Annotated in this window: 23 protein-coding genes; 15 read left to right on the top strand and 8 right to left on the bottom strand. The window is 70.6% G+C overall.

The features are described 5' to 3' along the window. Window positions 1-3: 3 nt before the first annotated feature. Genes AC1DWP_RS17895 through AC1DWP_RS17885 form a run of 3 tightly spaced genes read right to left on the bottom strand, consistent with a single transcriptional unit; the run spans window position 4 to window position 1,948 of the window. Window positions 4-831 (bottom strand): SGNH/GDSL hydrolase family protein, encoded by an 828-nt coding sequence (locus AC1DWP_RS17895; RefSeq protein ID WP_477615879.1) that lies wholly within the window; start codon window positions 829-831, stop codon window positions 4-6. A 38-nt stretch (window positions 832-869) separates the two neighbouring features. Then, a complete protein-coding gene (locus AC1DWP_RS17890; protein WP_477615842.1) occupies window positions 870-1,547 on the bottom strand; it encodes a uracil-DNA glycosylase in 678 nt (225 codons plus the stop codon). 20 nt (window positions 1,548-1,567) lie between these two features. Continuing rightward, on the bottom strand, window positions 1,568-1,948 hold the full coding sequence (locus AC1DWP_RS17885; RefSeq protein ID WP_477615841.1) for an ArsR/SmtB family transcription factor: 381 nt from the start codon (window positions 1,946-1,948) through the stop codon (window positions 1,568-1,570). A 100-nt stretch (window positions 1,949-2,048) separates the two neighbouring features. On the opposite strand from AC1DWP_RS17885, the gene AC1DWP_RS17880 reads away from it, so the two are divergent. From AC1DWP_RS17880 to AC1DWP_RS17840, 9 genes are all read left to right on the top strand, one after another. Further along, the gene (locus AC1DWP_RS17880; RefSeq protein ID WP_477615840.1) at window positions 2,049-2,540 is read left to right on the top strand and encodes an ArsI/CadI family heavy metal resistance metalloenzyme; all 492 of its coding nucleotides are present in this window, start codon (window positions 2,049-2,051) and stop codon (window positions 2,538-2,540) included. Then, the gene (locus AC1DWP_RS17875) at window positions 2,531-3,223 is read left to right on the top strand and encodes an aquaporin (protein WP_477615839.1); all 693 of its coding nucleotides are present in this window, start codon (window positions 2,531-2,533) and stop codon (window positions 3,221-3,223) included. Before AC1DWP_RS17880 ends, AC1DWP_RS17875 begins: the two co-directional genes overlap by 10 nt. Beyond that, window positions 3,220-3,633 carry an arsenate reductase ArsC gene (locus AC1DWP_RS17870; RefSeq protein WP_477615838.1) on the top strand — a complete coding sequence of 138 codons (414 nt, stop codon included), beginning with the start codon at window positions 3,220-3,222 and terminating at the stop codon, window positions 3,631-3,633. Before AC1DWP_RS17875 ends, AC1DWP_RS17870 begins: the two co-directional genes overlap by 4 nt. A 47-nt stretch (window positions 3,634-3,680) precedes the next feature. Next, a complete protein-coding gene (locus AC1DWP_RS17865; RefSeq protein ID WP_477615837.1) occupies window positions 3,681-4,337 on the top strand; it encodes an HAD family hydrolase in 657 nt (218 codons plus the stop codon). Between the two features lie 23 nt (window positions 4,338-4,360). After that, entirely contained in the window at window positions 4,361-5,731 is a 1,371-nt protein-coding gene (locus AC1DWP_RS17860; RefSeq protein ID WP_477615836.1) for a pyridoxal phosphate-dependent decarboxylase family protein, read from the top strand. 185 nt (window positions 5,732-5,916) lie between these two features. After that, complete coding sequence (locus AC1DWP_RS17855) at window positions 5,917-6,207, top strand: DUF3263 domain-containing protein (RefSeq protein WP_477615835.1); 291 nt, start codon at window positions 5,917-5,919, stop codon at window positions 6,205-6,207. Between the two features lie 82 nt (window positions 6,208-6,289). Further along, window positions 6,290-6,745 carry an N-acetyltransferase family protein gene (locus AC1DWP_RS17850; protein ID WP_477615834.1) on the top strand — a complete coding sequence of 152 codons (456 nt, stop codon included), beginning with the start codon at window positions 6,290-6,292 and terminating at the stop codon, window positions 6,743-6,745. After that, complete coding sequence (locus AC1DWP_RS17845) at window positions 6,745-7,149, top strand: VOC family protein (protein WP_477615833.1); 405 nt, start codon at window positions 6,745-6,747, stop codon at window positions 7,147-7,149. Before AC1DWP_RS17850 ends, AC1DWP_RS17845 begins: the two co-directional genes overlap by 1 nt. Further along, the gene (locus AC1DWP_RS17840) at window positions 7,146-8,192 is read left to right on the top strand and encodes a P1 family peptidase (RefSeq protein ID WP_477615832.1); all 1,047 of its coding nucleotides are present in this window, start codon (window positions 7,146-7,148) and stop codon (window positions 8,190-8,192) included. The genes AC1DWP_RS17845 and AC1DWP_RS17840 overlap by 4 nt, the downstream gene beginning before the upstream one ends. 8 nt (window positions 8,193-8,200) lie before the next feature. Here the strand turns inward: AC1DWP_RS17840 and AC1DWP_RS17835 are convergent, their stop codons facing one another. After that, window positions 8,201-8,638: a phage tail protein gene (locus tag AC1DWP_RS17835; protein ID WP_477615831.1), complete on the bottom strand. Its 438-nt coding sequence runs from the start codon at window positions 8,636-8,638 to the stop codon at window positions 8,201-8,203. 248 nt (window positions 8,639-8,886) lie between these two features. On the opposite strand from AC1DWP_RS17835, the gene groL reads away from it, so the two are divergent. The 4 genes from groL to AC1DWP_RS17815 all read left to right on the top strand — a co-directional run bounded on the left by groL (window position 8,887) and on the right by AC1DWP_RS17815 (window position 15,803). After that, the gene (gene groL, locus AC1DWP_RS17830; protein ID WP_477615830.1) at window positions 8,887-10,512 is read left to right on the top strand and encodes a chaperonin GroEL; all 1,626 of its coding nucleotides are present in this window, start codon (window positions 8,887-8,889) and stop codon (window positions 10,510-10,512) included. Between the two features lie 139 nt (window positions 10,513-10,651). Next, window positions 10,652-12,349 carry an alkaline phosphatase D family protein gene (locus AC1DWP_RS17825; RefSeq protein WP_477615829.1) on the top strand — a complete coding sequence of 566 codons (1,698 nt, stop codon included), beginning with the start codon at window positions 10,652-10,654 and terminating at the stop codon, window positions 12,347-12,349. Between the two features lie 123 nt (window positions 12,350-12,472). After that, the gene (locus AC1DWP_RS17820; RefSeq protein WP_477615828.1) at window positions 12,473-13,258 is read left to right on the top strand and encodes an ABC transporter ATP-binding protein; all 786 of its coding nucleotides are present in this window, start codon (window positions 12,473-12,475) and stop codon (window positions 13,256-13,258) included. A 1-nt stretch (window position 13,259) separates the two neighbouring features. Continuing rightward, complete coding sequence (locus tag AC1DWP_RS17815; RefSeq protein WP_477615827.1) at window positions 13,260-15,803, top strand: ABC transporter permease; 2,544 nt, start codon at window positions 13,260-13,262, stop codon at window positions 15,801-15,803. A gap of 115 nt (window positions 15,804-15,918) precedes the next feature. On the opposite strand, the gene AC1DWP_RS17810 is transcribed toward AC1DWP_RS17815, so the two are convergent. After that, on the bottom strand, window positions 15,919-16,209 hold the full coding sequence (locus tag AC1DWP_RS17810; RefSeq protein ID WP_477615826.1) for a WXG100 family type VII secretion target: 291 nt from the start codon (window positions 16,207-16,209) through the stop codon (window positions 15,919-15,921). Between the two features lie 120 nt (window positions 16,210-16,329). Here AC1DWP_RS17810 and AC1DWP_RS17805 point away from each other — a divergent pair, with 120 nt between their 5' ends. Both AC1DWP_RS17805 and AC1DWP_RS17800 read left to right on the top strand, forming a co-directional pair. Next, window positions 16,330-17,076, top strand: a complete 747-nt coding sequence (locus AC1DWP_RS17805; protein WP_477615825.1) for a DUF4031 domain-containing protein — start codon at window positions 16,330-16,332, stop codon at window positions 17,074-17,076. Next, window positions 17,073-17,606: an NUDIX hydrolase gene (locus AC1DWP_RS17800; protein WP_477615824.1), complete on the top strand. Its 534-nt coding sequence runs from the start codon at window positions 17,073-17,075 to the stop codon at window positions 17,604-17,606. The genes AC1DWP_RS17805 and AC1DWP_RS17800 overlap by 4 nt, the downstream gene beginning before the upstream one ends. Here the strand turns inward: AC1DWP_RS17800 and AC1DWP_RS17795 are convergent. The 3 genes from AC1DWP_RS17795 to AC1DWP_RS17785 all read right to left on the bottom strand — a co-directional run bounded on the left by AC1DWP_RS17795 (window position 17,557) and on the right by AC1DWP_RS17785 (window position 21,919). After that, window positions 17,557-18,219: an HD domain-containing protein gene (locus tag AC1DWP_RS17795; protein ID WP_477615823.1), complete on the bottom strand. Its 663-nt coding sequence runs from the start codon at window positions 18,217-18,219 to the stop codon at window positions 17,557-17,559. The genes AC1DWP_RS17800 and AC1DWP_RS17795 overlap by 50 nt on opposite strands. Window positions 18,220-18,286: 67 nt before the next feature. After that, window positions 18,287-20,311 (bottom strand): HelD family protein, encoded by a 2,025-nt coding sequence (locus tag AC1DWP_RS17790; RefSeq protein ID WP_477615822.1) that lies wholly within the window; start codon window positions 20,309-20,311, stop codon window positions 18,287-18,289. Window positions 20,312-20,359: 48 nt separating this feature from the next. After that, window positions 20,360-21,919, bottom strand: coding sequence for a S1C family serine protease (locus AC1DWP_RS17785; RefSeq protein WP_477615821.1), 1,560 nt, complete (start codon window positions 21,917-21,919; stop codon window positions 20,360-20,362). Window positions 21,920-21,968 lie beyond the last annotated feature (49 nt).

Raw genomic sequence — 21,968 nt, 5'->3', positions numbered from 1 at the left:
GGGCTAGGAGGTCCCGCGGTCCAGTGGGGTGAGGTCAGGGCGCTTGGCCCGGACGGCGTCGCCGCTGGACTCGCCCTTGAGCCGGCGTTGCACCCAGGGCGCGAGGTGGGTGCGGGCCCACTCGGCGTTGGCCGCGGCCGCCTGGCGTCGGGCGACGGGCGGCGCCGGGGGCAACGGGGTGGACCAGTCGGCGCGGTCGGTGTCGTGCCCGAGCGCCGACAGGGCGTTGAGTGCCACGCGCCGGTGCCCCTCGCTCGTCATGTGGATCCGGTCCTCGGACCACAGCCGGAAGTCCTGCAGCGCCTTCATGCCCCACTGGTTGATGACGTAGGCGCCGTGCTGCTGGGCGATGCTGAACAGGTTGGCCGAGTGGATGGCGTGGCGCCCCCTCAGGTGGCGCAGCACCGGCGCGCCCACGGGGTCGGTGGGCGTCGCCAGCAGCACGTCGGCCCCTGCCTCGCGCAACCGCACGACCGCCGCCTCGAGCCGGGCGGCGATCGCGTCGAGGTCGGCCTTGGGTCGCAGGATGTCGTTGCCGCCCCCGACCATCGAGACCAGGTCGGGACCCAGGGCGATCGCGGCGTCGAGCTGCGGTCCGATGACGTCGGCCAGCAGCCGCCCGCGCACCGCAAGGTTGGCGTAGGCGAAGTCGCCTCCCGCATCGTGCGCGATGGCCGCGAGGTGGTGGGCCAGCCGGTCGGCCCAGCCGACGAAGGCGTTCTCGTGCTGGGGGTCCGGGTCGGACATGCCCTCCGTGAACGAGTCGCCGATCGCGACGTAGCGGTGCCAGACCTTGCCGCTCTCGGGGAGATGCGTCAGGTTGTCCGCCATCGCGTCGGGCGCGGGGGTGGGGTCAGTGGTCGCGTCGCTCACGGAAGCCTCCAGTCGATGGGTGCGGCGCCCTGGTGGGCGAGGAGCTCGTTGGTCCGGCTGAACGGCCTGCTCCCGAAGAAGCCGGAGTGCGCCGACAGGGGAGAGGGGTGGGCGCTCTCGATGGCGGGTATGCCGCCGAGGTGCGGCACGAGGTTCCTCGCGTCCCTGCCCCACAGGATTGCGACCAGCGGGCCACCGCGGCTCACCAGCGCCGAGATCGCTTGTGCTGTCACGGTTTCCCAGCCCTTGCCGCGGTGGCTGGCGGGTTTGCCGGGTCGCACGGTCAGCACCCTGTTGAGGAGCAGGACCCCCTGGTCGGCCCAGGGCGACAGGTCGCCGGTCGACGGTCGCGGGAGCCCGAGGTCTGTCTGCAGCTCCTGGAAGATGTTGGCCAGGCTGCGGGGGACCGGCTGCACGTCCGGCGCGACCGAGAACGACAGTCCCACCGCGTGCCCGGGAGTCGGGTAGGGGTCCTGTCCGACGATGAGCACCCGCACGTCGTCCAGCGGCCGCTCGAAGGCACGGAGCACGTGCACGCCGGCCGGCAGGTAGCCCCGTCCGGCCGCGACCTCCTCGCGCAGGAACTCACCCAGCGAGGCCACGGCCCCGGCCACGGGCTCCAGGGCGGCCGCCCACGAGGGGTGGACGAGCTCGGTGAGGGCAGCCGGCGGCATACCCAGAAACTAAACCCCTGTCAGCGGAAGATCGCGGCCAGGTCGTCCAACCGCGTCGGCACCAGCCGGAACCATGCCCACGTGCCCCGCCGCTCGCGGGTCACCAGGCCGGCTTCGGTGAGCACCTTGAGGTGGTGGCTCACGGTCGGCTGGCTGAGTCCGACGGCGGGCGTGAGGTCGCAGACACAGGCCTCCTGCCCCTGGGACGAGCGGATGAGGGACAGCAGCTGGAGCCGCACCGGGTCGGCCACCGCCTTGAGCAGGGATGCCGTGGCCTCGGCCTGCTCTCGTCCCATCGCCTGGTCCGTGGTGAGTGTGCCGCAGCAGGCGACACCGGCGGTCGTGGTGGCGGCGAGGGCGTCGCCGGGGGCGGCGAGGGTGACGAGCGTGGGGCCGGGCACGGGATCTCCTTGAAATAGACCTGCATCGATATTGACAAACATCAATGCAGTCGATTCACTTCCTGCATAGACAATAGTCGATGAACCAAGGAGTCTGCTCGTGTCCCGTGTCCAGCTCGCGCTCAACGTCGCCGACCTCGAGAAGTCGGTCGCGTTCTACTCGACCCTTTTCGGCACCCAGCCGCACAAGCGCCGTCCGGGCTACGCCAACTTCGCCATCGTCGAGCCGCCGCTCAAGCTGGTGCTGATCGAGGTCCCGGCCGACCAGCGCGGCGAGGGCACCGCGCAGGCGCTCAACCACCTCGGCATCGAGGTGGACAGCAGCGCCGACGTCGAGGCGGGGGCGACGCGGTTGCGCGAGGCTGGTCTGGCCGCGTTCGACGAGCGGGACACGACCTGCTGCTATGCGTTGCAGGACAAGGTCTGGGTGCACGACCCGGCCGGCGCCCCCTGGGAGGTCTACACCGTGAAGGACGACAACCCGGCCGACGGACGTCCCGCCACGGCGAGCCTTCCGATCGTGGCGGGCGGAAACGACGGCGGGTGCTGCACGACGGCCGCAGGCCCCGCGCTGCAGGAGGCGTGTTGCTGAACCACCCGGTGCGCGCCCGACTGGCCGCCGAGCTGGTCGGGACCGCAGGGCTGCTCGCCGCGGTCGTCGGGTCGGGCGTGATGGCCCAGCGCCTGACCGACGACGGCGCTGTCCAGCTCCTCGTCAACGCGCTTGCCACGGTGGCGGTGCTCGGCGTGCTCATCAGCACGTTCGGCCCGGTCAGCGGTGCCCACTTCAACCCCGCGGTGACGCTGGCGCAGGCCGTCCGGGGGGAGCATGGGTGGGGCGACGTGGCGCCCTACGTGGCCGTCCAGCTCGTGGGTGGCGTTGCGGGCACGGCGCTGGCCAACCTCATGTTCGGGCTGCCCGCGCTGCACCTGTCCCGCCACGAGCGAGGGGGTGCCGGACAGTGGCTGGGCGAGGTCGTCGCCACGGCAGGGCTGGTCCTCGCCATCGGGTTGGTGCGCGAGGGGAGTCGCGCCGCCCTCGTGGTCCCGGCGTGGATCTTCGGCGCCTACTTCCTGACCTCCTCGACGTCGTTCGCCAACCCGGCCGTCACCGTTGCGCGTGCCCTCTCGGACACCTTCGCGGGCATCGCGCCCGCCTCCGTTCCGGCCTTCGTCGCAGCGCAGCTCGTCGGCGTCGGAGCCGGCCTCGCCCTGCTGCGCACCGTTCGGACGCGCACCGTCCCGATCCCCACCCCTGAAAGCGAATCCGTATGAGTGACAAGCCCTCTGTCCTGTTCGTGTGTGTCCACAACGCCGGGCGCTCGCAGATGGCCGCGGCATACCTCGCGCATCTCGGCGGTGGGGCCGTCGAGGTGCGCTCGGCGGGGAGCCAGCCTGCCGACCAGGTGAACCCCGCCGCGGTCGCAGCCATGGCCGAGGAGGGCATCGACATCGCCGCACAGATCCCGAAGGTCCTGACCACCGAAGCCGTCCAGGACTCCGACGTGGTCGTCACCATGGGGTGTGGCGACACCTGCCCCTACTTCCCCGGCAAGCGCTACGAGGACTGGGTGCTCGACGACCCGGCAGGGCAGGGAGTCGACGCCGTGCGCCCGATCCGCGACGAGATCCGCGGACGGGTCGAGGTGCTGCTCCGCGAGCTGGGCGTCGAGCCGCGGGCCTGACCGGCGCACCCGGCGCCCCATCGAGGCTGTTCGTTAGCCTCGAGCCCGTGACTCCTCGCTGGCCCGTGGTCCTGTTCGACTTCGACGGCACCCTCGCCGACACCATCCCCCTGATCGTCGCGTCCTACCACCACGCGCTGGGGTCGGTCCTCGGCGAGCAGGCCGCAGAGGACGAGGTGAGGTCCTGGATCGGCCGCCCCCTCCAGCCAGTGCTCGAGGAGCGCTACCCGGGTCGTGGCGCCGAGCTCACCGACGTCTACCGCGAGTGGAACCTCGCCAACCACGACGAGCTGATCCGCACCGTCGACGGCGTGATCGAGCTCCTCGACGACCTGCACGACGCCGGTGCCCGCACCGGCGTCGTCTCCTCCAAGAAGGGCGACACCGTGCGCCTCGGCCTGCGGGCGGTGGGCCTGGACCGCCGGATCGATGTCCTTGCAGGACAAGAGGAAACGGACCTCCACAAGCCCCACCCAGCACCCCTCTTGTATGCCGCGGCGCAGCTCGGTGCCGCCCCCCGCGACTGCGTCTACGTCGGCGACGCGACCGTGGACGTCGAGGCCGCCCGAGCCGCGGGAATGGGGGCGGTCGCGGTCACCTGGGGCGCGGGCCTGGAGCCCGCGCTCGCGGCGAGCCGACCCGACGCGATCGTGGCGGATGTGGTCGGCCTGAGGGCGGTCCTCTTCGCCCCTGCCCCCGCGTGAGCGACGCAGCCTAGACTCGCCGCGTGCACGGCTACAGCGACCAGAACCTCGAGGCCCTCGGCGACGCGATCCTCGCCTACTCCGCCGACCGTCTGAAGCTCGACCCGGTGCCTCTCGACGGCCCACGAACCTTGGCGGAGCTCGACGCCCTGGCCGGAGCCACCATCACCGCCGAGGGCATCGGCGGCATCGAGGCGCTCAAGCTCTTCGAGGAGGACCTGGCTCCGGCCTGCATCTCCACCGACCATCCGCGGTACCTCTCCTTCATCCCGTGCGCTCCCACCGAGGCGGCCGCGATGTTCGACCTCGTCGTCGGGGCCTCGTCGATCTACGGCGGGTCCTGGCTCGAAGGGGCCGGAGCGGTCTACGCCGAGAACCAGGCGCTGCGCTGGATCGCCGACCTGGCCGGTCTGCCGCCGGAGGCCGGTGGTGTCTTCGTGCCGGGTGGGACGATCGGCAACCTGTCCGCGCTGGTCGCGGCACGGCATACCGCTCGGACCAGCGCCGCCCTGGAGGGCAGGACCGGCGCCGGCGCGCGACCGTTCCGTGTCGCCGCGACGCACGGTGCGCACTCCTCGATCCAGTCGGCCTGCGACGTCATGGACGCCGAGTTCGTGGGGGTCGACGTCGACGACATGGGTCGGCTGACCGGACCGGCCCTGCGCGAGGTCCTGCTCGCCCACGGCCCCGAGACGTTCTTCGCGGTGGTCGCGACGAGTGGCACGACCAACTTCGGCATCGTCGACGACCTCGCCTCGGTGTCAGAGGTCTGCCGCGAGTTCGGCATCTGGTTCCACGTCGACGGCGCCTACGGAGGCGCCGGGCTGGCCGCTCCGTCGGTGCGCCACAGGTATGCAGGCATCGAGCACTGCGACTCGTTCATCGTCGACCCGCACAAGTGGCTGTTCGCGCCGTTCGACTGCTGCGCCCTGCTCTACCGCGAGCCCGCCCTGGCCCGCGCGGCACACACCCAGCACGCGTCCTACCTCGACGTCCTCAACGACGCGCCCGACTGGAACCCCACCGACTACTCGGTGGGGCTGACCCGCCGGGCCCGGGGCCTCCCGTTCTGGTTCTCGCTGGCGACCCACGGCACGGACGCCTACCGCGAGGCCGTCGAGCGCACGCTCGAGGTCACGCGGTTCGCGGCCGAGGAGATCGGCCGGCGCGACTACCTCGAGGTCGCGCGCGAGCCGGACCTCTCGGTCGTGGTGTTCCGGCGGATCGGCTGGTCCGCGGCGCAGTACCAGGAGTGGTCGGACCGGCTGCTGGCCGACCAGTTCGCCTTCGTGGTGCCCACCTCGCACGCGGGCGAGACGCTGACCCGGTTCGCGATCGTCAACCCGCGCACCTCCGAGGACGACATCGTGGCCATCCTCGACACCATGGCCTGAGGCGCCTGCCTGCTGAGGCGCCAAGGCCCTCGTGAGGCGAGTGGGACGAATGTGACCACACCCAGAGAACTCGCCCGATCGGACTACGCGAGTGGAATGACAAGCGTGTGATTCGCTCCGTATAGTTGCCCTGCACGCACACACGGCAGGGCACGTCTGCGAACCACGAAGGACTGAGTCGAGAGTTGAACGCCGCACACGAGCAGGATCACGTCAGCGCCCCCACGGAGCTGACTGACCGCGACCGCGAGATCATCGCCTTCGAACGGCAGTGGTGGAAGTACGCGGGCGCCAAGGAGCAGGCGATCCGCGAGCTGTTCGACATGAGCGCGACCCGCTACTACCAGGTGCTGAACGCCCTGATCGACTCCCAGGCCGCCCTCGAGGCCGACCCCATGCTCATCAAGCGACTGCGCCGGTTGCGCGCGTCGCGCCAGCGGGCCCGCAGCGCCCGACGGTTGGGCATCCAGCTCTGACCGAGCCCCCTGGTTCACCAACGCCCGTGCAGAAGCGACTGTACGGGCGTTGTTGCGTCCCGGGTCGTGCTTGACTGCCCTCGTGGGTGAGCTGCGAACCAGGCTGGCCGAACCCGACGACGCGCTCGTCGTGGCGGCACTCACCCTGCAGTGCGCCCGCCACCGGGGTGGGCAGGGTGAGCCCGGTTTCCTCGACCGCTACGCACGGGCCTGGCTGGCGACCGGCAACGCCCACCCGGTCTGGATCGCCGAGGCAGGGGACGAGCACGCGGGATACCTCCAGGCGGCCGTCGTGGAGCCGCTGCCGTGGCCGGGCCGCCCGTCCGGAGCGGGAGCCGACCTGGTGGTCGACACCTTCTTCGTGCGCCCGGAGCACCGGGGGATCGGTGCCGGGGAAGTGCTCCTGCGAGCCGCCGTGGAGTGGGCGCGCGACGCGGGATTCAGGCAGGTACTGATGTCCGCCGGGGTCCACACGACGGCGATGATCGAGCGGGTCGGGTTCGTGGCCGACGCACGGGCCCACCGACTGGAGCTGTGATGGGTGCCGCGCTGCGGATCGGGTCGGTCGTCGTCAACGTGAGCGACGTGCCCAGGGCGATGGCCTTCTGGGCCGCGGTCCTCGACTACGAACCGCGCTACGAGCCCGAGCCGGACTGGGTCATCCTCCAGCCCAGGGACGGTGTGGGTCCCAACCTCTCGCTCAACCTCGGCGAGTCCACCCCTGAGGCCTTTCCCCACCTCCACCTCGACCTCTACGCCCGCGACCAGGCCCGCGAGGTGGAGCGGCTCGTCGGTCTCGGAGCGCGACGCGTCGAGGACTGGCCCTATCCCGAGGAGGAGCACGACTTCGTGGTCCTCGAGGACCCGGACGGCAACAGGTTCTGCGTCATCGACGCCGCCCCCGGACACGTCGACGTCACCGGGCCGGACGGCCCGGCGTGAGCCCAGTCCCCGGGCCGACCAACTCGCTCACCGACGTCGTCGGGGTGCGCGTCGGGCACGCCACGCGCCGTGAGGCCGGCTGGCTCACCGGCGTCACCGTCGTCCTCGCCCCCGATGCGGGAGCGGTGGCCGGTGTCGACGTCCGAGGTGGTGCGCCGGGCACGCGGGAGACCGACCTGCTCGACCCGCGGAACCTCGTCGACCGCGTCAACGCCATCGTGCTGGCAGGCGGGAGTGCTTTCGGCCTGGCGGCCGCCGACGGGGTGGTCCAGGGCCTGTATGCCGCGGGGCTGGGCTGGCCGATGGGTGAACCCGGTGAGGTGGTCCCGATCGTCCCGGCCGCCATCCTGTTCGACCTCGGACGAGGCGGCGAGTTCGCGAACGCACCGACTGCCGCGGACGGGGCCGACGCGTTCGCCGTGGCAACAGCCGACGCGGTGCTCCAGGGGTGTGTGGGCGCTGGGACGGGAGCCCGGGCCGGCGGTCTCAAGGGTGCTGTGGGCTCGGCGAGCGCCGTGCTCGACGACGGCACCACGGTCGCGGCCCTGGTCGTCGCCAACTCGTTCGGCGCCCCCTATGACGAGCTGACCGGGGAGCTGCTCGCGAGGCGGCACGGACTCGGTGAGGAGTTCGCGGACGTCGCGCTCCCGGCCGCCCACGAGATTGCGGCTGCGCGCGAACGGGCGGCCGCGGCATACGAAGGGGAGCCGTTGCGTCCGGGGATGGCGACGGTGATCGGCGTCATCGCCACCGACGCCACGCTCACCAAGGCGCAGTGCCAGAAGGTGAGCGGGCTCGGTCACGACGGGCTCGCCCGGGCGGTCAACCCGGTGCACACGTTGCTCGACGGCGACACGCTGTTCACCCTCGCGACCGGTGAGCGGCCCGCGCCCGAGCTGCCTGAGCTGCACGCGGTGATGGTGGCTGCCGGGGAGTGCGTGACCCGCGCCGTCGGACATGCCGTCCTGGCCGCCGAGTCGGTCGTCAACGGGACGGTCGACCTCCGCTCCTACCGTGCTGCCTTCCCGTCGGCCTTCCCCTAGACCTCCTCCTAGACCTCCACGTCCATGGAGTCGAAGGCGAGCTCGACCGTCTCGACGACGACGTCGCTGGAGGCCGCATCCAGCGGGCTCAGCCGGTAGACGGCCGGAAAGGCGTTGCGGAACTTCCACGTCAGGACGAGCTGACCGGTCCCGTCAAGGAGCTTGACGACCACGTTGCGGTCCACGGTGGGGTCGCCGTTGCGGGCTGCCTCCCACCAGTCCCAGAGGTCGAGGTTCGCGGTCAGGCCCCGACTCAGGACGAGGTGCGAGTAGCTCGCCAACCCGGGCTGCTTGCGCGGCTCGTTGGCCTTGTCGTTGCCCGAGCGGTAGGCGATCTCGTCCAGGAGGGCCACCGGGAGGTCGACGTGGGAGAAGGACGCGACGTCCGCGCCGGCGAAGTCGACGAGGAAGTTCGAGGCCTCGAACGGGTCGGGGTGCGCAGCCATGAGCCGAGCGTCCCACCCCCCGACCTCCGGCGGAACCCCACCGCCTGTCCCACCGGACGCCCGACCCGTTTGCACTCTCCCCCTGAGAGTGCCAATAATGGCGTTAGCACTCTCACCATGAGAGTGACAATCCAGGCCAGTCAGGGCGAGGTCCGGGGAGCACGGCGACGTGAGCCGCGCAAGCCGGTCCGTCCGTCGCGGGCGCCCGCTGGCCATCGTTTACGTTTCGCGTGGGAGGAACCACCCGAATGGCCAAGATCATCGCTTTCGATGAAGAGGCTCGCCGCGGTCTCGAGCGGGGAATGAACATTCTCGCCGACGCCGTCCGCGTCACCCTCGGTCCGAAGGGCCGCAACGTCGTCCTCGAGAAGAAGTGGGGAGCCCCCACGATCACCAACGATGGTGTGTCCATCGCCAAGGAGATCGAGCTCGACGACCCGTACGAGAAGATCGGCGCAGAGCTCGTCAAGGAAGTTGCCAAGAAGACGGATGACGTCGCTGGCGACGGCACGACCACTGCCACCGTTCTCGCCCAGGCCCTCGTCAAGGAGGGTCTGCGCAACGTCGCCGCAGGCGCCAACCCGATGGCCCTCAAGCGCGGCATCGAGAAGGCCGTCGAGGCCGTCTCCGCCCAGCTGCTCGAGATGGCCAAGGACGTCGAGACCAAGGAGCAGATCGCTTCGACGGCCTCGATCTCCGCTGCTGACCCCCTGATCGGCGAGATGATCGCCGAGGCCATGGACAAGGTCGGCAAGGAAGGCGTCATCACCGTCGAGGAGTCCAACACCTTCGGCCTCGAGCTCGAGCTCACCGAGGGCATGCGCTTCGACAAGGGCTACATCAGCCACTACTTCGTCACCGACACCGAGCGCATGGAGGCGGTTCTCGAGGACGCCTACGTCCTCGTGGTCAACTCCAAGATCTCCGGCATCAAGGACCTGCTGCCCCTCCTCGAGAAGGTCATGCAGTCCGGCAAGCCGTTGCTCATCATCGCCGAGGACGTGGACGGCGAGGCCCTGTCGACCCTGGTGGTCAACAAGATCCGCGGCACCTTCAAGTCGGTTGCCGTCAAGGCTCCCGGCTTCGGGGACCGTCGCAAGGCCATGCTGGCCGACATCGCCATCCTCACCGGTGGCCAGGTCATCTCCGAGGAGGTCGGCCTCAAGCTCGACACCGCGGAGCTCGACCTGCTCGGCCGCGCTCGCAAGGTCGTCGTCACCAAGGACGAGACGACCATCGTCGAGGGTGCCGGCGAGGCCGACCAGATCCAGGGTCGCGTCAACCAGATCCGCGCCGAGATCGACAAGTCCGACAGCGACTACGACCGTGAGAAGCTGCAGGAGCGCCTGGCCAAGCTGGCCGGCGGCGTCGCAGTCATCAAGGCCGGTGCCGCGACCGAGGTCGAGCTCAAGGAGCGCAAGCACCGCATCGAGGATGCAGTGCGCAACGCCAAGGCTGCCATCGAGGAGGGGATCGTCGCCGGTGGTGGCGTGGCCCTGCTCCAGGCGACCAAGGCCGCGTTCGAGAAGCTCGAGCTCGAGGGTGACGAGGCCACCGGTGCGAACATCGTTCGCGTCGCGGCCTCCGCTCCGCTCAAGCAGATCGCGATCAACGCCGGCCTCGAGGGCGGCGTCGTGGCGGAGAAGGTCAGCACGCTCGATGCAGGGTGGGGCCTCAACGCCGCCACCGGCGAGTACGTCGACCTGATCGCCGCGGGCATCATCGACCCGGCGAAGGTGACGCGTTCCGCGCTGCAGAACGCCGCGTCGATCGCCGCGCTGTTCCTCACCACCGAGGCCGTCATCGCCGACAAGCCCGAGAAGGCTCCCGCGATGGCCCCCGGTGGCGACGAGATGGGTGGCATGGGGTTCTAGGACCCCGCAACCCGGCACCCGCCGCAACGCCGAGAGGGCGGTCCACCGAGAGGCGGGCCGCCCTTTCGCCATCCCCCGAAGGGGTGCGTCGTCCAGGGTCGTTACCCACGCAGGGGGTATGCCGTGTAGAACGGTCCTCGTGCCGACTCACCTCCCCGCGTCACCCCTGACCCTGGGGCCGCTGCTCCGCTACGTCGGCGAGACGTCGGCGACGGTCTGGGTCCAGACCCGCGACTCCGCCGTGGTGCGCGTGCGGGCCTTCGACCGGGAGTGGTCGGCGCCCACCTTCGGGGCGCACGGACGGCACTATGCCCTCGTGGTCGTCGACGGACTGGAGCCAGGCACGGCCGGCGACTACGCCGTCGACATCGACGGCGAGCAGGTCTGGCCGCAGGCCGCACCCGACCACCCCGACCTCCCGGCGAGCCGGATCCGGACCCTGCTGCACAGTGAGCCCACCCGGCTGGCCTTCGGGTCGTGCCGCACGACGGTCCCGCACGACGCCGAGGGCAATGCCAGCAACGGCGTGGACGCCCTGCGCGCCTACGCGTACCACCTGAGCCGGCCCGAGCGGGACGAGGAGGAATGGCCCCACCTCGTCTGCTTCCTCGGCGACCAGGTGTACGCCGACGAGACCAGCGAGGAGATGCAGGAGTTCATCGCCTCGCGGCGCAGCCTCGACGAGCCGCCCGGTGAGGAGCTGAAGGACTTCGAGGAGTACTCCCACCTGTACTTCCTGGCCTGGAGCGATCCCCTCAACCGCTGGCTGCTGTCGACGCTGCCGAGCGCGATGATCTTCGACGACCACGACATCCGCGACGACTGGAACACCTCCCAGAGCTGGAAGCGCGAGATCAACCAGACCTCCTGGTGGCACGAGCGGATCGTCGGTGGGCTCGCCTCCTACTGGGTCTACCAGCACGTCGGCAACCTTTCGCCCGAGGAGCTGGCACAGGACGAGGTGTGGCAGCAGATCGTGGCCCACGCTGACGGCGGTTCGAGCGACGAGCTCGACCTGACCCGGGTGCTGGACGACCTCGCGGAACGTGTCGACCGCCAGCCCGAGACCTACCGCTGGAGCTACGCCCGGGACCTCGGCGAGTCCCGGCTCGTGGTCGTGGACTCCCGCGCGGCCCGCGTCCTCGAGCCCGAGCGGCGCTCGATCCTCGACGACGACGAGCTGGAGTGGCTGGACGGGCAGCTGCGCGGCGACGTCGACCACCTCTTCATCGGCACGTCGCTGCCCTTCTTCATCGCGCAGGGCATCCACGACCTCGAGGCGATCAACGAGGCGATGGCCACCGGGGCGTGGGGACCGCGCGTCGCCCGGTGGGGCGAGAAGATGCGTCGCGCCGTCGACCTCGAGCACTGGGCGGCGTTCCAGGACGGCTTCGCCGCCGTGCTGGCCATGGTGGTGGAGGTCGCCTCCGGCAAGCGCGGACAGCGGCCCGGCACGATCACGTTCCTGTCCGGTGACGTGCACAACTCCTACGTCACCCGGATTTCCCCGGACCAGCTCCCGGCCGGCAGCAGCACGATCCTCCAGGCCGTCTGCTCACCGATCCGCAACCCGCTGCCCCGCCAGGTCCGCATCGCCCAGGCCCTCCTGGGCAAGGGCCTCGCCCGGCCCCTGGCCCTCCTGGTGAACCGCACCGACAAGGTGCCCAACGCCCCATACCGGTGGGACGTCACCGATGGTCCCTGGTTCGACAACAACCTCGCCACGCTCGAGGTGCGCGGGCGGGGACTGGTGATCCGCTGGGAGGCCGGTGAGGTCAGGGGCGAGCGCTTCGATGCGCCCGATCTGCGCCAAGTTGCCCGGGTTGTCGTGCACTGACCGTCAGGAACTGCCGACTGAGGGTTCACTCAGGGTGGGTTCAGGGTTGAACCTGAATGCGTCAGCGCGGATGCATCCCTACGTTTGACGAGAACGGAATCCACCATGAGCCGGGAGCCTGAGATGACTGCGACACCCTTGACCACTGACGCCACCTCGGCGCCGACCGACCGCGTGGTCGCCGCGAGGGTCGTGGACCTGCACAAGGTCTACGGCAAGGGAGAGGCGCAGGTCCGCGCCCTCGACGGCGTCAGCATCGACATCGCCCGCGGTGAGTTCACCGCGATCATGGGTCCCTCCGGCTCGGGCAAGTCGACCATGATGCACTGCGCCGCCGGCCTCGACGCGGTGACCTCCGGTGAGGTCTACATCGGGGACGTCGACATCACCCGCCTCAAGGACAAGGCGCTGACCCTGCTGCGCCGTGACCGGATCGGGTTCGTCTTCCAGGCCTTCAACCTCATCCCCACGCTCAACGCCGAGGAGAACATCCTGTTGCCCCTGGCCATCGCCGGGCGCACGCCCGACGCGGCCTGGTTCGACACGGTGATCGACACCGTCGGCCTGCGTGACCGGCTCAGCCACCGGCCGAGCGAGCTCTCCGGTGGCCAGCAGCAGCGCGTCGCCTGCGCCCGGGCGCTCGTCAGCAAGCCCGAGATCGTCTTCGCCGACGAGCCGACCGGCAACCTCGACTCGACCTCCGGCGCCGAGGTGCTCGGGTTCCTTCGCCGCAGCGTCGACGAGTTCGACCAGACCATCGTCATGGTCACCCACGACGCCAACGCCGCCGCCCACACCGACCGCGTGGTCTTCCTCGCGGACGGCAAGGTCGTCGCCGAGATGCGCGAGCCCACCGCCGAGAAGATCCTCGAGCGGATGGCCCACCTCTCCGCGCAGGCCGGCGCCTGACATGTTGCGTGCCAGCTGGAAGAGCCTGATGGGCCGCAAGCTGCGGCTGTTCATGAGTGCCTTCGCGATCATCCTCGGCGTCTCGTTCGTGTCGGGGTCGCTCATCTTCACCGACACCCTCGGGAAGGCCTTCAGCGGGATCGTCGACACGGTCGGCGACGTCGTCGTGCGTCCCGACAGCGTGAGCGGCGACTTCGACAGCGCCCCCTCGTCGGCCACCCTGCCGGGCGCCATGGTCCGCGACCTGGCCTCCGTCCCCGGGGTGGCCCGCGCCGACGGCAACGTCACCGACCCCACCACGTTCGTCGTCTCCACCAAGGGCAAGCTCATCGGCGGGCAGGGCGCCCCGGGACTGGGTCTGTCGTGGAACGACGCACCGACCGCGGCGGGTGAGCCCCCGGCATCCATCAAGCGGGGACGCTCGCCCCACCAGAAGGGTGAGGTCGTCCTCGACGCCGGCACCGCTGAGCGAGCCGGCTACAAGATCGGCGACGAGGTCACGCTGGCCACCAGCAGCCCGACTCCGATCGTCCGCGCCACCCTCGTCGGCCTCGCCGAGTTCAAGTCGGGTCTCGTGGGCGCCACCCTCACCTTCTTCGACACCAAGACCGCCCAGGAGCTCTACCTGGGGGGCCGCGACGAGTACACCGACGCCTGGGTCACGGCCAAGGACGGCGTGAGCCAGGAGGACCTTGCCAAGGCCGTCCAGGCCAAGCTGCCCGCCGGTTACGAGGCCGTCACCGGAACAGCCGTCGCCAAGGAGTCGCAGAACTCGATCAACCAGGCGCTGTCGTTCATCAACACCTTCCTGCTGGTCTTCGCCGGGATCGCGCTGTTCGTCGGGTCGTTCCTCATCGTCAACACGTTCTCGATCCTGGTCGCCCAGCGCAGTCGCGAGCTCGCGCTGTTCCGCGCCCTGGGTGCGGGGCGCAAGCAGGTGACGCGGTCGGTGCTCTTCGAGGCCTTCGTCGTCGGCCTCGTCGGTGCGACGCTCGGACTGGGTCTCGGCTTCGTCCTCGCCCTGGGGATCAAGGCACTGTTCGCCCAGTTCGGGTTGGACCTCAGCGGGTCACCCCTCGTCTTCGAGTGGACGACTGCCATGTGGTCGTATGCCGTGGGCCTGCTCGTGACCATGATCGCGGCCTACCTGCCCGCTCGCCGCGCCGGCAAGATGCCGCCGGTGGCCGCGATGCGCGATGACGTGGCGCTGCCCGAGTCGGCGCTGCGCTGGCGCCTCCTGGTGGGCACCGTCCTGATGGTCGGCGGCCTCGTGGCCGGCTACCTCGGTGCCTTCACCGACATCGACCACTCGGCGTTGTACGTCGGTGGTGGGGTGTTCGGGCTCCTGCTCGGGGTGGCGCTGACCAGCCCGGTGATCGGTCGCCCGGTGATCGCGGCCTGCGGCTTCGTCTACCGGCGGCTGTTCGGGACCGTCGGGGTGATGGCCGAGCAGAACGCGATCCGCAACCCGCGCCGCACGGCGGCCACGGCCTCGGCCCTGATGATCGGCCTGACCCTGGTGTCGATGATGTCGGTGTTCGGGGCGTCGGCCAAGGCCAGCGTCGACAAGTCGATCGCGCAGAACTTCGTGGCCGACTACGTCGTGTCCAACGCCATCGGTCAGCCGTTCTCGTCGACGATCACGGCCGACGTGGCCAAGGTCCCGGGCGTCGAGGTGGCCACCCCGGTGCGCTACACGGTGTTCAAGAAGGGCGGCGACACCCAGTTCGCCGCCGCGGTCGACCCGGCGACCTTCGCCCGGGCAGTGCCGATCGAGGTCCTCCAGGGCAAGCTGTCCAACCTCACCGGAAACACGGTCATGCTCACCGACAAGTCCGCCAAGGAGCTGGGTCTCGGGCTCGGCGACACGGTCAAGGCCTCGATCGCCGCCGGCAAGGAAGGCACCTACACCGTGGCCGCGATCTACCGGTCGATGGAGGCCATGGACATCCCCGTGCTGACCTCGATCGCGACCGCCACGGCCAACGGACGTCCGGAGCAGGACAGCCTGACCTTCGTCGTCCGTCAGCCCGGGGCCGACAAGAAGGCCATCGAGGCGGGCATCGACAAGGTCATCGCCGACCTGCCCACGGTCACCCTCAAGGACCAGGACGCCTTCGCCGCCGAGCAGCGCAAACCGATCGACCAGCTGCTCTACATGATCTACGCCCTGCTCGGCCTGGCCGTCGTCATCGCGGTGCTGGGGATCGTCAACACCTTGGCCCTGTCGGTGATCGAGCGGACCCGCGAGATCGGACTGCTCCGGGCCGTCGGCCTCAGCCGCCGCCAGCTGCGGACCATGCTGCGGCTGGAGTCGGTGGCGATCGCCCTGCTGGGAGCCGTGCTCGGGGTGGTCCTGGGCCTCGGCGCCGGCTGGGGTCTGCAGCGCTCCCTGGCCGACGACGGCATCGACGTGCTGGCGGTCCCCGTGCCGCAGCTGGCGATCTTCGTCGCGCTGGCGGGCGTGGTGGGTGTCCTCGCTGCCCTCTGGCCCGGGCGCCGCGCCTCGCGGCTGGACGTTCTCAAGGCCATCACCACCGAGTAGCGGGGCCGGCACGACGCGTGGCCCGGACCCAGCGCGGTCCGGGCCACGCGGCATACCTGCGGTCCGTGGCCCGGACGCATGACGATCCGTGCCACGCGCTCACGGTGTCGCGACGTCAGCTGAACATCCGAAGGGTCTGCGCCTCCGCCTCTGCATACTGAACCCCGGCGGCGGCCAGCACGCCGCCGATCGAGTCGAGTGAGGCACGCACCTGCTTCTGGGTGCCCTGCCACTCGGCGACCAGCGACTGGAACCGCGCGGAGGCGGTGCCGGTCCACGCCCCCTGGAGCGCGTTGAGCCGCGCCATCATCGCCGTGACCTGGCCGTCGATCTCGCTGGAGATGCGGGCGATGTCACCCGATGCGGAGTGGATGCGCTCGGTGTCCACCGTGAACTGTGCCGACATGGTTGTCCTCCTGACGGTGCGGTGCCCCCATGACATCCGCCTGTGCCGAGGCTAGGCACCTGTGCGCGGTAGGCCCGGGGTTATCCACAGGGCTCTTCGCGGCGCGGTAGCGTCAGCCGGGTGACGATCTGGATCGACCCGCCTGCCTGGCCGGCCCACGGCCGCCTGTGGTCCCATCTCGTCAGCGACACCTCCTATGAAGAGCTCCACGATTTCGCTGCAGCACAAGGGATTCCACGCCGCGGTTTCGAGGGTGACCACTACGACGTGCCGCAGGAGCGGTATGCCGCGCTGGTCGCCGCAGGCGCCGCTCCCGTCGACGGGAGGGAGGTGGTGCGGATCTTGCAGCGGAGCGGTCTGCGGATCCAGAAGCGCAAGCACGAACGCGTCGTGGAGGCCGTGCCCGGCGCGTCCTGGCTGCCGCCTGGCTCACGGGCCGACGTGATCGCGTCCCGTCAGGACGAGCCGCCGGCCAACACGGTCGTGGTGCGGCTGGCCCTGGTGCGCGGGCCGGACCTGCTGGTGGTCGAACGCCCGGACGGCGGCTGGGACCTCCCGACCTGCGCGGTGGACGACGGGTCGCCGGTGGAGGCGCTTGCCGCGCTGGTCGACGACCTGGTGGGCTCGCCCTCTGCCGTCTCGCCGACGCTGCTGGGCTACGTCCGCAACACCGTGCCGTCACCCGATACGGACTATCCGTGGCCCGCCCCGAAGGCCTGCTTCGCCGTGTACAGCGACCGTCTCGCCCTGGGGGACGAGGCGAGTCACGGCACCTGGCTGGCGCCCGACCGCGCGAAAACCGAACTGTCACAACGCCATTGGTGGCCATTGATCGGGTACCTGGAGCACCTGGAACGCCGACGATGAGTCGGACCGTCCTGGCGCAGCTGCGGGACGTGCCCTTCGCCGATGGTTCGGTGGCCCACGTCGAGCTCGTCCGCTCCGACGAGCTCGCGCCGGAGTCGCAGGTGTTCGCCGCCATGGTCGTGCTCCAGGATGCCGAGGACCGGTATGCCGTGGTGTTCAGTCCGCGCCGCGGCGAGTGGGGGCCTCCCGGTGGTGCCCGCGAGCAGGGCGAGACCGTGCTCGAATGCGTGCTGCGCGAGGTCCGGGAGGAGACCGGTCTCATCCTGGCGGACGAGGACCTGACGCCGTGGGGGCAGGAGCGGTTCGAGCCGCAGACGCCCGGACGATGGCCTGTCGCCGGTGGTGCGATGCAGCTCTACCGAGCCCGCATCCGCTCGGTGGCACCGGAGCTGACCGCCACGGAGGATGACGCGGTCGACCCCCAGTGGGTCAGCGTGGAGGAGTTCCGGAACCGCTCCGGCGGGCGCTTCTGGTGGCCGCTCATCGAGGACGTGCCGCCGTCAGGGTCTCCAGCTCGGCCGCCAGGTTGAGACGGGCGGCGTCCTCCCAGTTCTCCCGGGCGAAGGCCGTGGCGTAGATCGACTCGCGGTCGATGAAGGGCCGCAGGATCGCCGCGCGCGCGGAGGCGAACACCTCGTCGGGCACGGCGGCATACTCCTCGCGCACCTGGGTTGTGTACTCGTCGTAGCGGCTGTGCGGGGCGCTGAGGATCCACAGGTCTGCGTCGTGGAAGGCGGCGGGCAGGCCGTCGTGGGCCAGCTCGTGGGTCTGCGTGGCGAGGACGAGGTCGCGGAGCGTCTCGATGTCGTCCGGCGCGAAGCCGAGGGCGCTGAGGTCCCGGACGGCGAGCTCAGCGCTGCGGATCTCGTTGTCGCCGGGGGGCGTGGTGGGGTCGTAGATCGCGTCGTGGAACCAGCCCGCCATCCGGCCCAGTGCCGCCTCACGAGCCGAGACGACGTGGGCGCGCTCCAGGTCCTCGAGCGCCCAGAACAGCTCCACGAGGTGTCGCGTCGTGTGGTACCTGCGGTGCTCCTCGTCGAGCCTGCGCACCAGGTCGGCCCCGATCGCGAGGACGGCGTCAGAGTGCGCGCGCGGAGCGAGGTCGGCGACGTCGAGCTTCCACCACGTGATGAGTGCCGGCACGGGCCGAGTCTGACAGAGCGCGAGCTCGTCTGGGCGGGAGTCGTCGGACGACGCGCGAGACCCCCGGCTAGGGCCGCTGGGCGAGCTCGGCCGGCAGCGGTTGGGCGTGCACGACCGTGAGCGCCGAGACCGCTCGGGTCAGCACGACGTAGAGCCGCCGCAGTCCAGTGCGCTGGTCAGGCTCGGCAGCGGCGATGGCGGCCGGCTCGACCACGATGACCCGGTCGAACTCGAGGCCCTTGGCGACCGTGGCCGGCACGACGTCGACCTGGTGGTCGATGTCGCCGTGGTCCTGCCCGAGCACGCCGTGCTCGATCCCGTGGTGGCTCAGGGCTTTCGACACCTCCGCGACCAGGTCGTCCGGCGCGATGACACCGATCGAGCCGGGTTCGGCGAGCTCGCCGGCCACGATGCTGGCGGTGTGGGCCAGCAGGTCGCCCGAGGTCACGGCGACGAGGTCGAGCCGGCCCCGGTTGTCGCGGACCGACACCGGTGCGCCGAGACCTGGCGCCATGTGGGGGAGCAGCTGGGCGGCGTACTCGATGACGCTTGCGGGCACGCGGAACCCCCGGTCGAGGACCTCGACGTGGCTGCCCGGCTTGCCGAGGTGGTGCAGCGAGGCTTCCCACGAGTCGGTGGCCCACGGCGTCGTCCCCTGGGCGATGTCGCCCAGCACCGTCGCCGCACCGGTCGAGCACCGACGTCCGACGGCGCGTAGCTGCATGGGGGAGAGGTCCTGCGCCTCGTCGAGGACGACGTGCCCCAGCGACGGCGTGCGGGCGATGTGGTCACCGAGCTCGTCCAGCAGCACGGTGTCGGGCCGCGACCAGCGAACGGTCCCCTTGGAGCGAGCCGGGTTCTCCCACAGCAGGATCCGGCGCTCGTCGTCGGTCAGGAGGTCCTGCGAGTGGCGCGCGAGGACGTCGGGGTCGGACAGCAGCGAGTACAGCACGGCCTTGGCGTCGAGCGCCGGCCACAGGGAGGCGACGTACTTCTTCACGATCGCGCTGCGGGCGACCTGGTCCTGCACGCGGTCGTCGGGTGAGTCGCCCGCGCCCTCCATCTGGAGGAGGACCGCGTGGGCGAGTCGCTGGGGCAGCATCTGTCGTGCGGCGTCATAGCGGACGCCCCTCGCCTTCAGCTCGTCCAGGATCTCGTTGACCTCGTATGCCGGGACGCGCCACTTGCGCACGCCGCGCGGCACCACGAGCGGTTCGGTCGCGCGCTGCACCGCCGACCACACGGCATACCTGAGCACCTCGGCGAGGCGGGCATCGCCTTTGAGCACAGCCGTTTCGGTGCTGTCGGTGCCACGCACGGGCACCGACGCGACGAGCTCCTCGATGGTGGTGTGGCCGACGGCCACCTCTCCGAGGGCCGGCAGCACGGCGCCGATGTGCTCGAGGAAGGCGCGGTTGGGGCCGATGACCAGGACCCCGGACCGGGCGAGGCGGTCACGGAAGGCATAGAGCAGCCAGGCAGCTCGGTGCAGGCCCACCGCGGTCTTGCCCGTGCCCGGCGCCCCCTGGACGCAGATCGTCTGGTCGGCGCCCGCGCGGACGATCTCGTCCTGCTCGGGCTGGATCGTCGCGACGATGTCGCGCATCGGCCCGACGCGGGGTCGCTCGATCTCCTCGGCCAGGATCTGGCTGCGGACATCGTGCTCGGCCCGGTCCTGGAGGTGCTCGTCCTCGTAGGCCGTGATGGCGCCGTGGTCCAGCCCGAACCGGCGACGGAGCACCACGCCCATCGGCTCGGTCCGTGACGCGCGGTAGAACGCCGTCGACATCCCGGCTCGCCAGTCGATGACCAGCGGGTCGCCGGCCGAGTCGGCGACGTGGCGACGTCCGATGTACCAGCGCTCGTCGGTGTCGGTGTCGATGCGGCCGAAGAAGAGCGTGGTCGACGGGTCGTCCTGGAGCGAGGCGGCCCTCAGGTGCAGGGTGCGGGCGAGGTGCTCGGCGGAGATGGGGTCGTGCGCCTGGATCTTGAGCGACAGGGTCTGCTCGCGCATCCGGGCGAGGGCCTCTCGCGCGGCGACGAGGTAGTCCTGCTCGCGCGTCAGTTCGGCGGCGGGAGCGGGTGCAGACACAAGGGTCTACCTTGCCACCGCGCGCCCGCCGCGTCGAACCGATTTTGGCTAGTTGGTCGCTGCCGCCTTGGCCACGAGGGTGGCCGTGAGGTTCAGCTGCTTCCCGTTGCGCAGCACCGTGAGGGTGACCTTGTCGCCGACGGCGCGTTCGCGGATGTTCGCCACCAGCGAGAGGGCGGAGTCGACCCGCTCGGAGTTGACGGCGATGACCACGTCGCCCTTCTGGAGGCCGGCGGCGGCGGCCGGGGTGTTGGCCGAGATCGCGGTGATCTCGGCGCCGGCGCGCTGGCTGGTGCCGTCGGAGGCCGTGCCGTCCCCGGGGGTGACCCCGAGGAAGGCGTGCTCGGCCTTGCCGGAGGAGATGAGCTGCGACGCGATGCTCTTGGCCTCGTTGGCCGGGATGGCGAACCCGATGCCGATGCTTCCGCTCTGGCTGCTGCTCGACGAGCCGAGGCTGGCGATGGCCGAGTTGATGCCGATCAGCTGGCCGGACGCGTTGACGAGGGCGCCACCGGAGTTGCCCGGGTTGATCGCCGCGGATGTCTGGATGGCGTTGGTCACGACGGAGTCGCCGTCGCTGCTGGTCTGGGGCTGCTGGTCCTGGCCGGGCAGGCTCTGGCCGAAGGGATCCTGCTGCTGCTGCTGCTGGCTGTTGTCCTCGGCTGCTGTGGTCACCGGGCGGTTCAGGGCGCTGACGATCCCTGTGGTGACGGTCCCGGCGAGGCCGAGCGGGTTGCCGATCGCCATGACCGGGTCGCCCACCTTGAGGTCGTCGGAGTTGCCGATCGCGATCGGCTTGAGGTTGCTCGGGACGCTGCTCAGGGTGATGACGGCGAGGTCCGTGCTGGGATCGGTGCCCGCGATGGTGGCCTTGTAGGTGCGCCCGTCGTTGAGGGTCACCGTGATGCTCGCGTTCGAACCGGCGCCGCTCACCACGTGGTTGTTGGTGAGGATGTGGCCCTTGGCGTCGATCACGACGCCTGACCCCTGTCCTTCGCTCTGACCGGACTTCACGGTGATGGCGACGACGCTCGGGGCGACGGCAGCCGCGGTGGCCGTCCAGTTGGGGTTGGTGGCGTCCGCCTGGACGACTGGACCGGCGTCCGCGCCGCGGCCCAGGGTCGACGTGTTCGCAGTGGAGGAGGACTGCGAACCGTCGCCCAGCTGGACCGCGGCGTAGGTGCCGCCACTCGCAAGGAGGGCGGCGAGCGCCGCGACGGCGGTGAGTTCCGTCAGTCGACGCCGTTTGCCCGGCTGGGCAGGCTCTGCCCCGTCCCGAGTGGGAAAGGATGGGGGCGGCCCAGCCGGAGTCTGTGAGAACGGCGGGTATGCCGGGTGGGCACCCGCCGCGGGAAGTGTGGGATTTCCTGCGACGCGCGGAAGGCCGAGCGCCGCATGGTCGCGCGGGAGCTCCTCGGTGCGGTCCTCCGGGGTCGTGATTCCCTGCGTCTGACCGAACCAGACCGGAGCCGTCGGCTCGCCCTGGGCGGGAGCGTCGTGGGTTGGAGCTGCCCACACCCGGTCATCGTGCGATGCCGTCGGCTGCTGGGGACGCTGCCCGCCGTCACCGGTGGTGTCCGGTCGGGTGTCCGGGTGGATCTGGGTCATGACGATCGCGCTCCTTGGTGTGGCTTGGTGACCCTGAGTCAACCTGCCC

This window comes from Pedococcus sp. P2_F6, assembly GCF_056403675.1.
The sequence above is the reverse complement of the archived record's forward strand: the minus strand, read 5'-3'. Positions and strand labels throughout refer to the sequence as shown.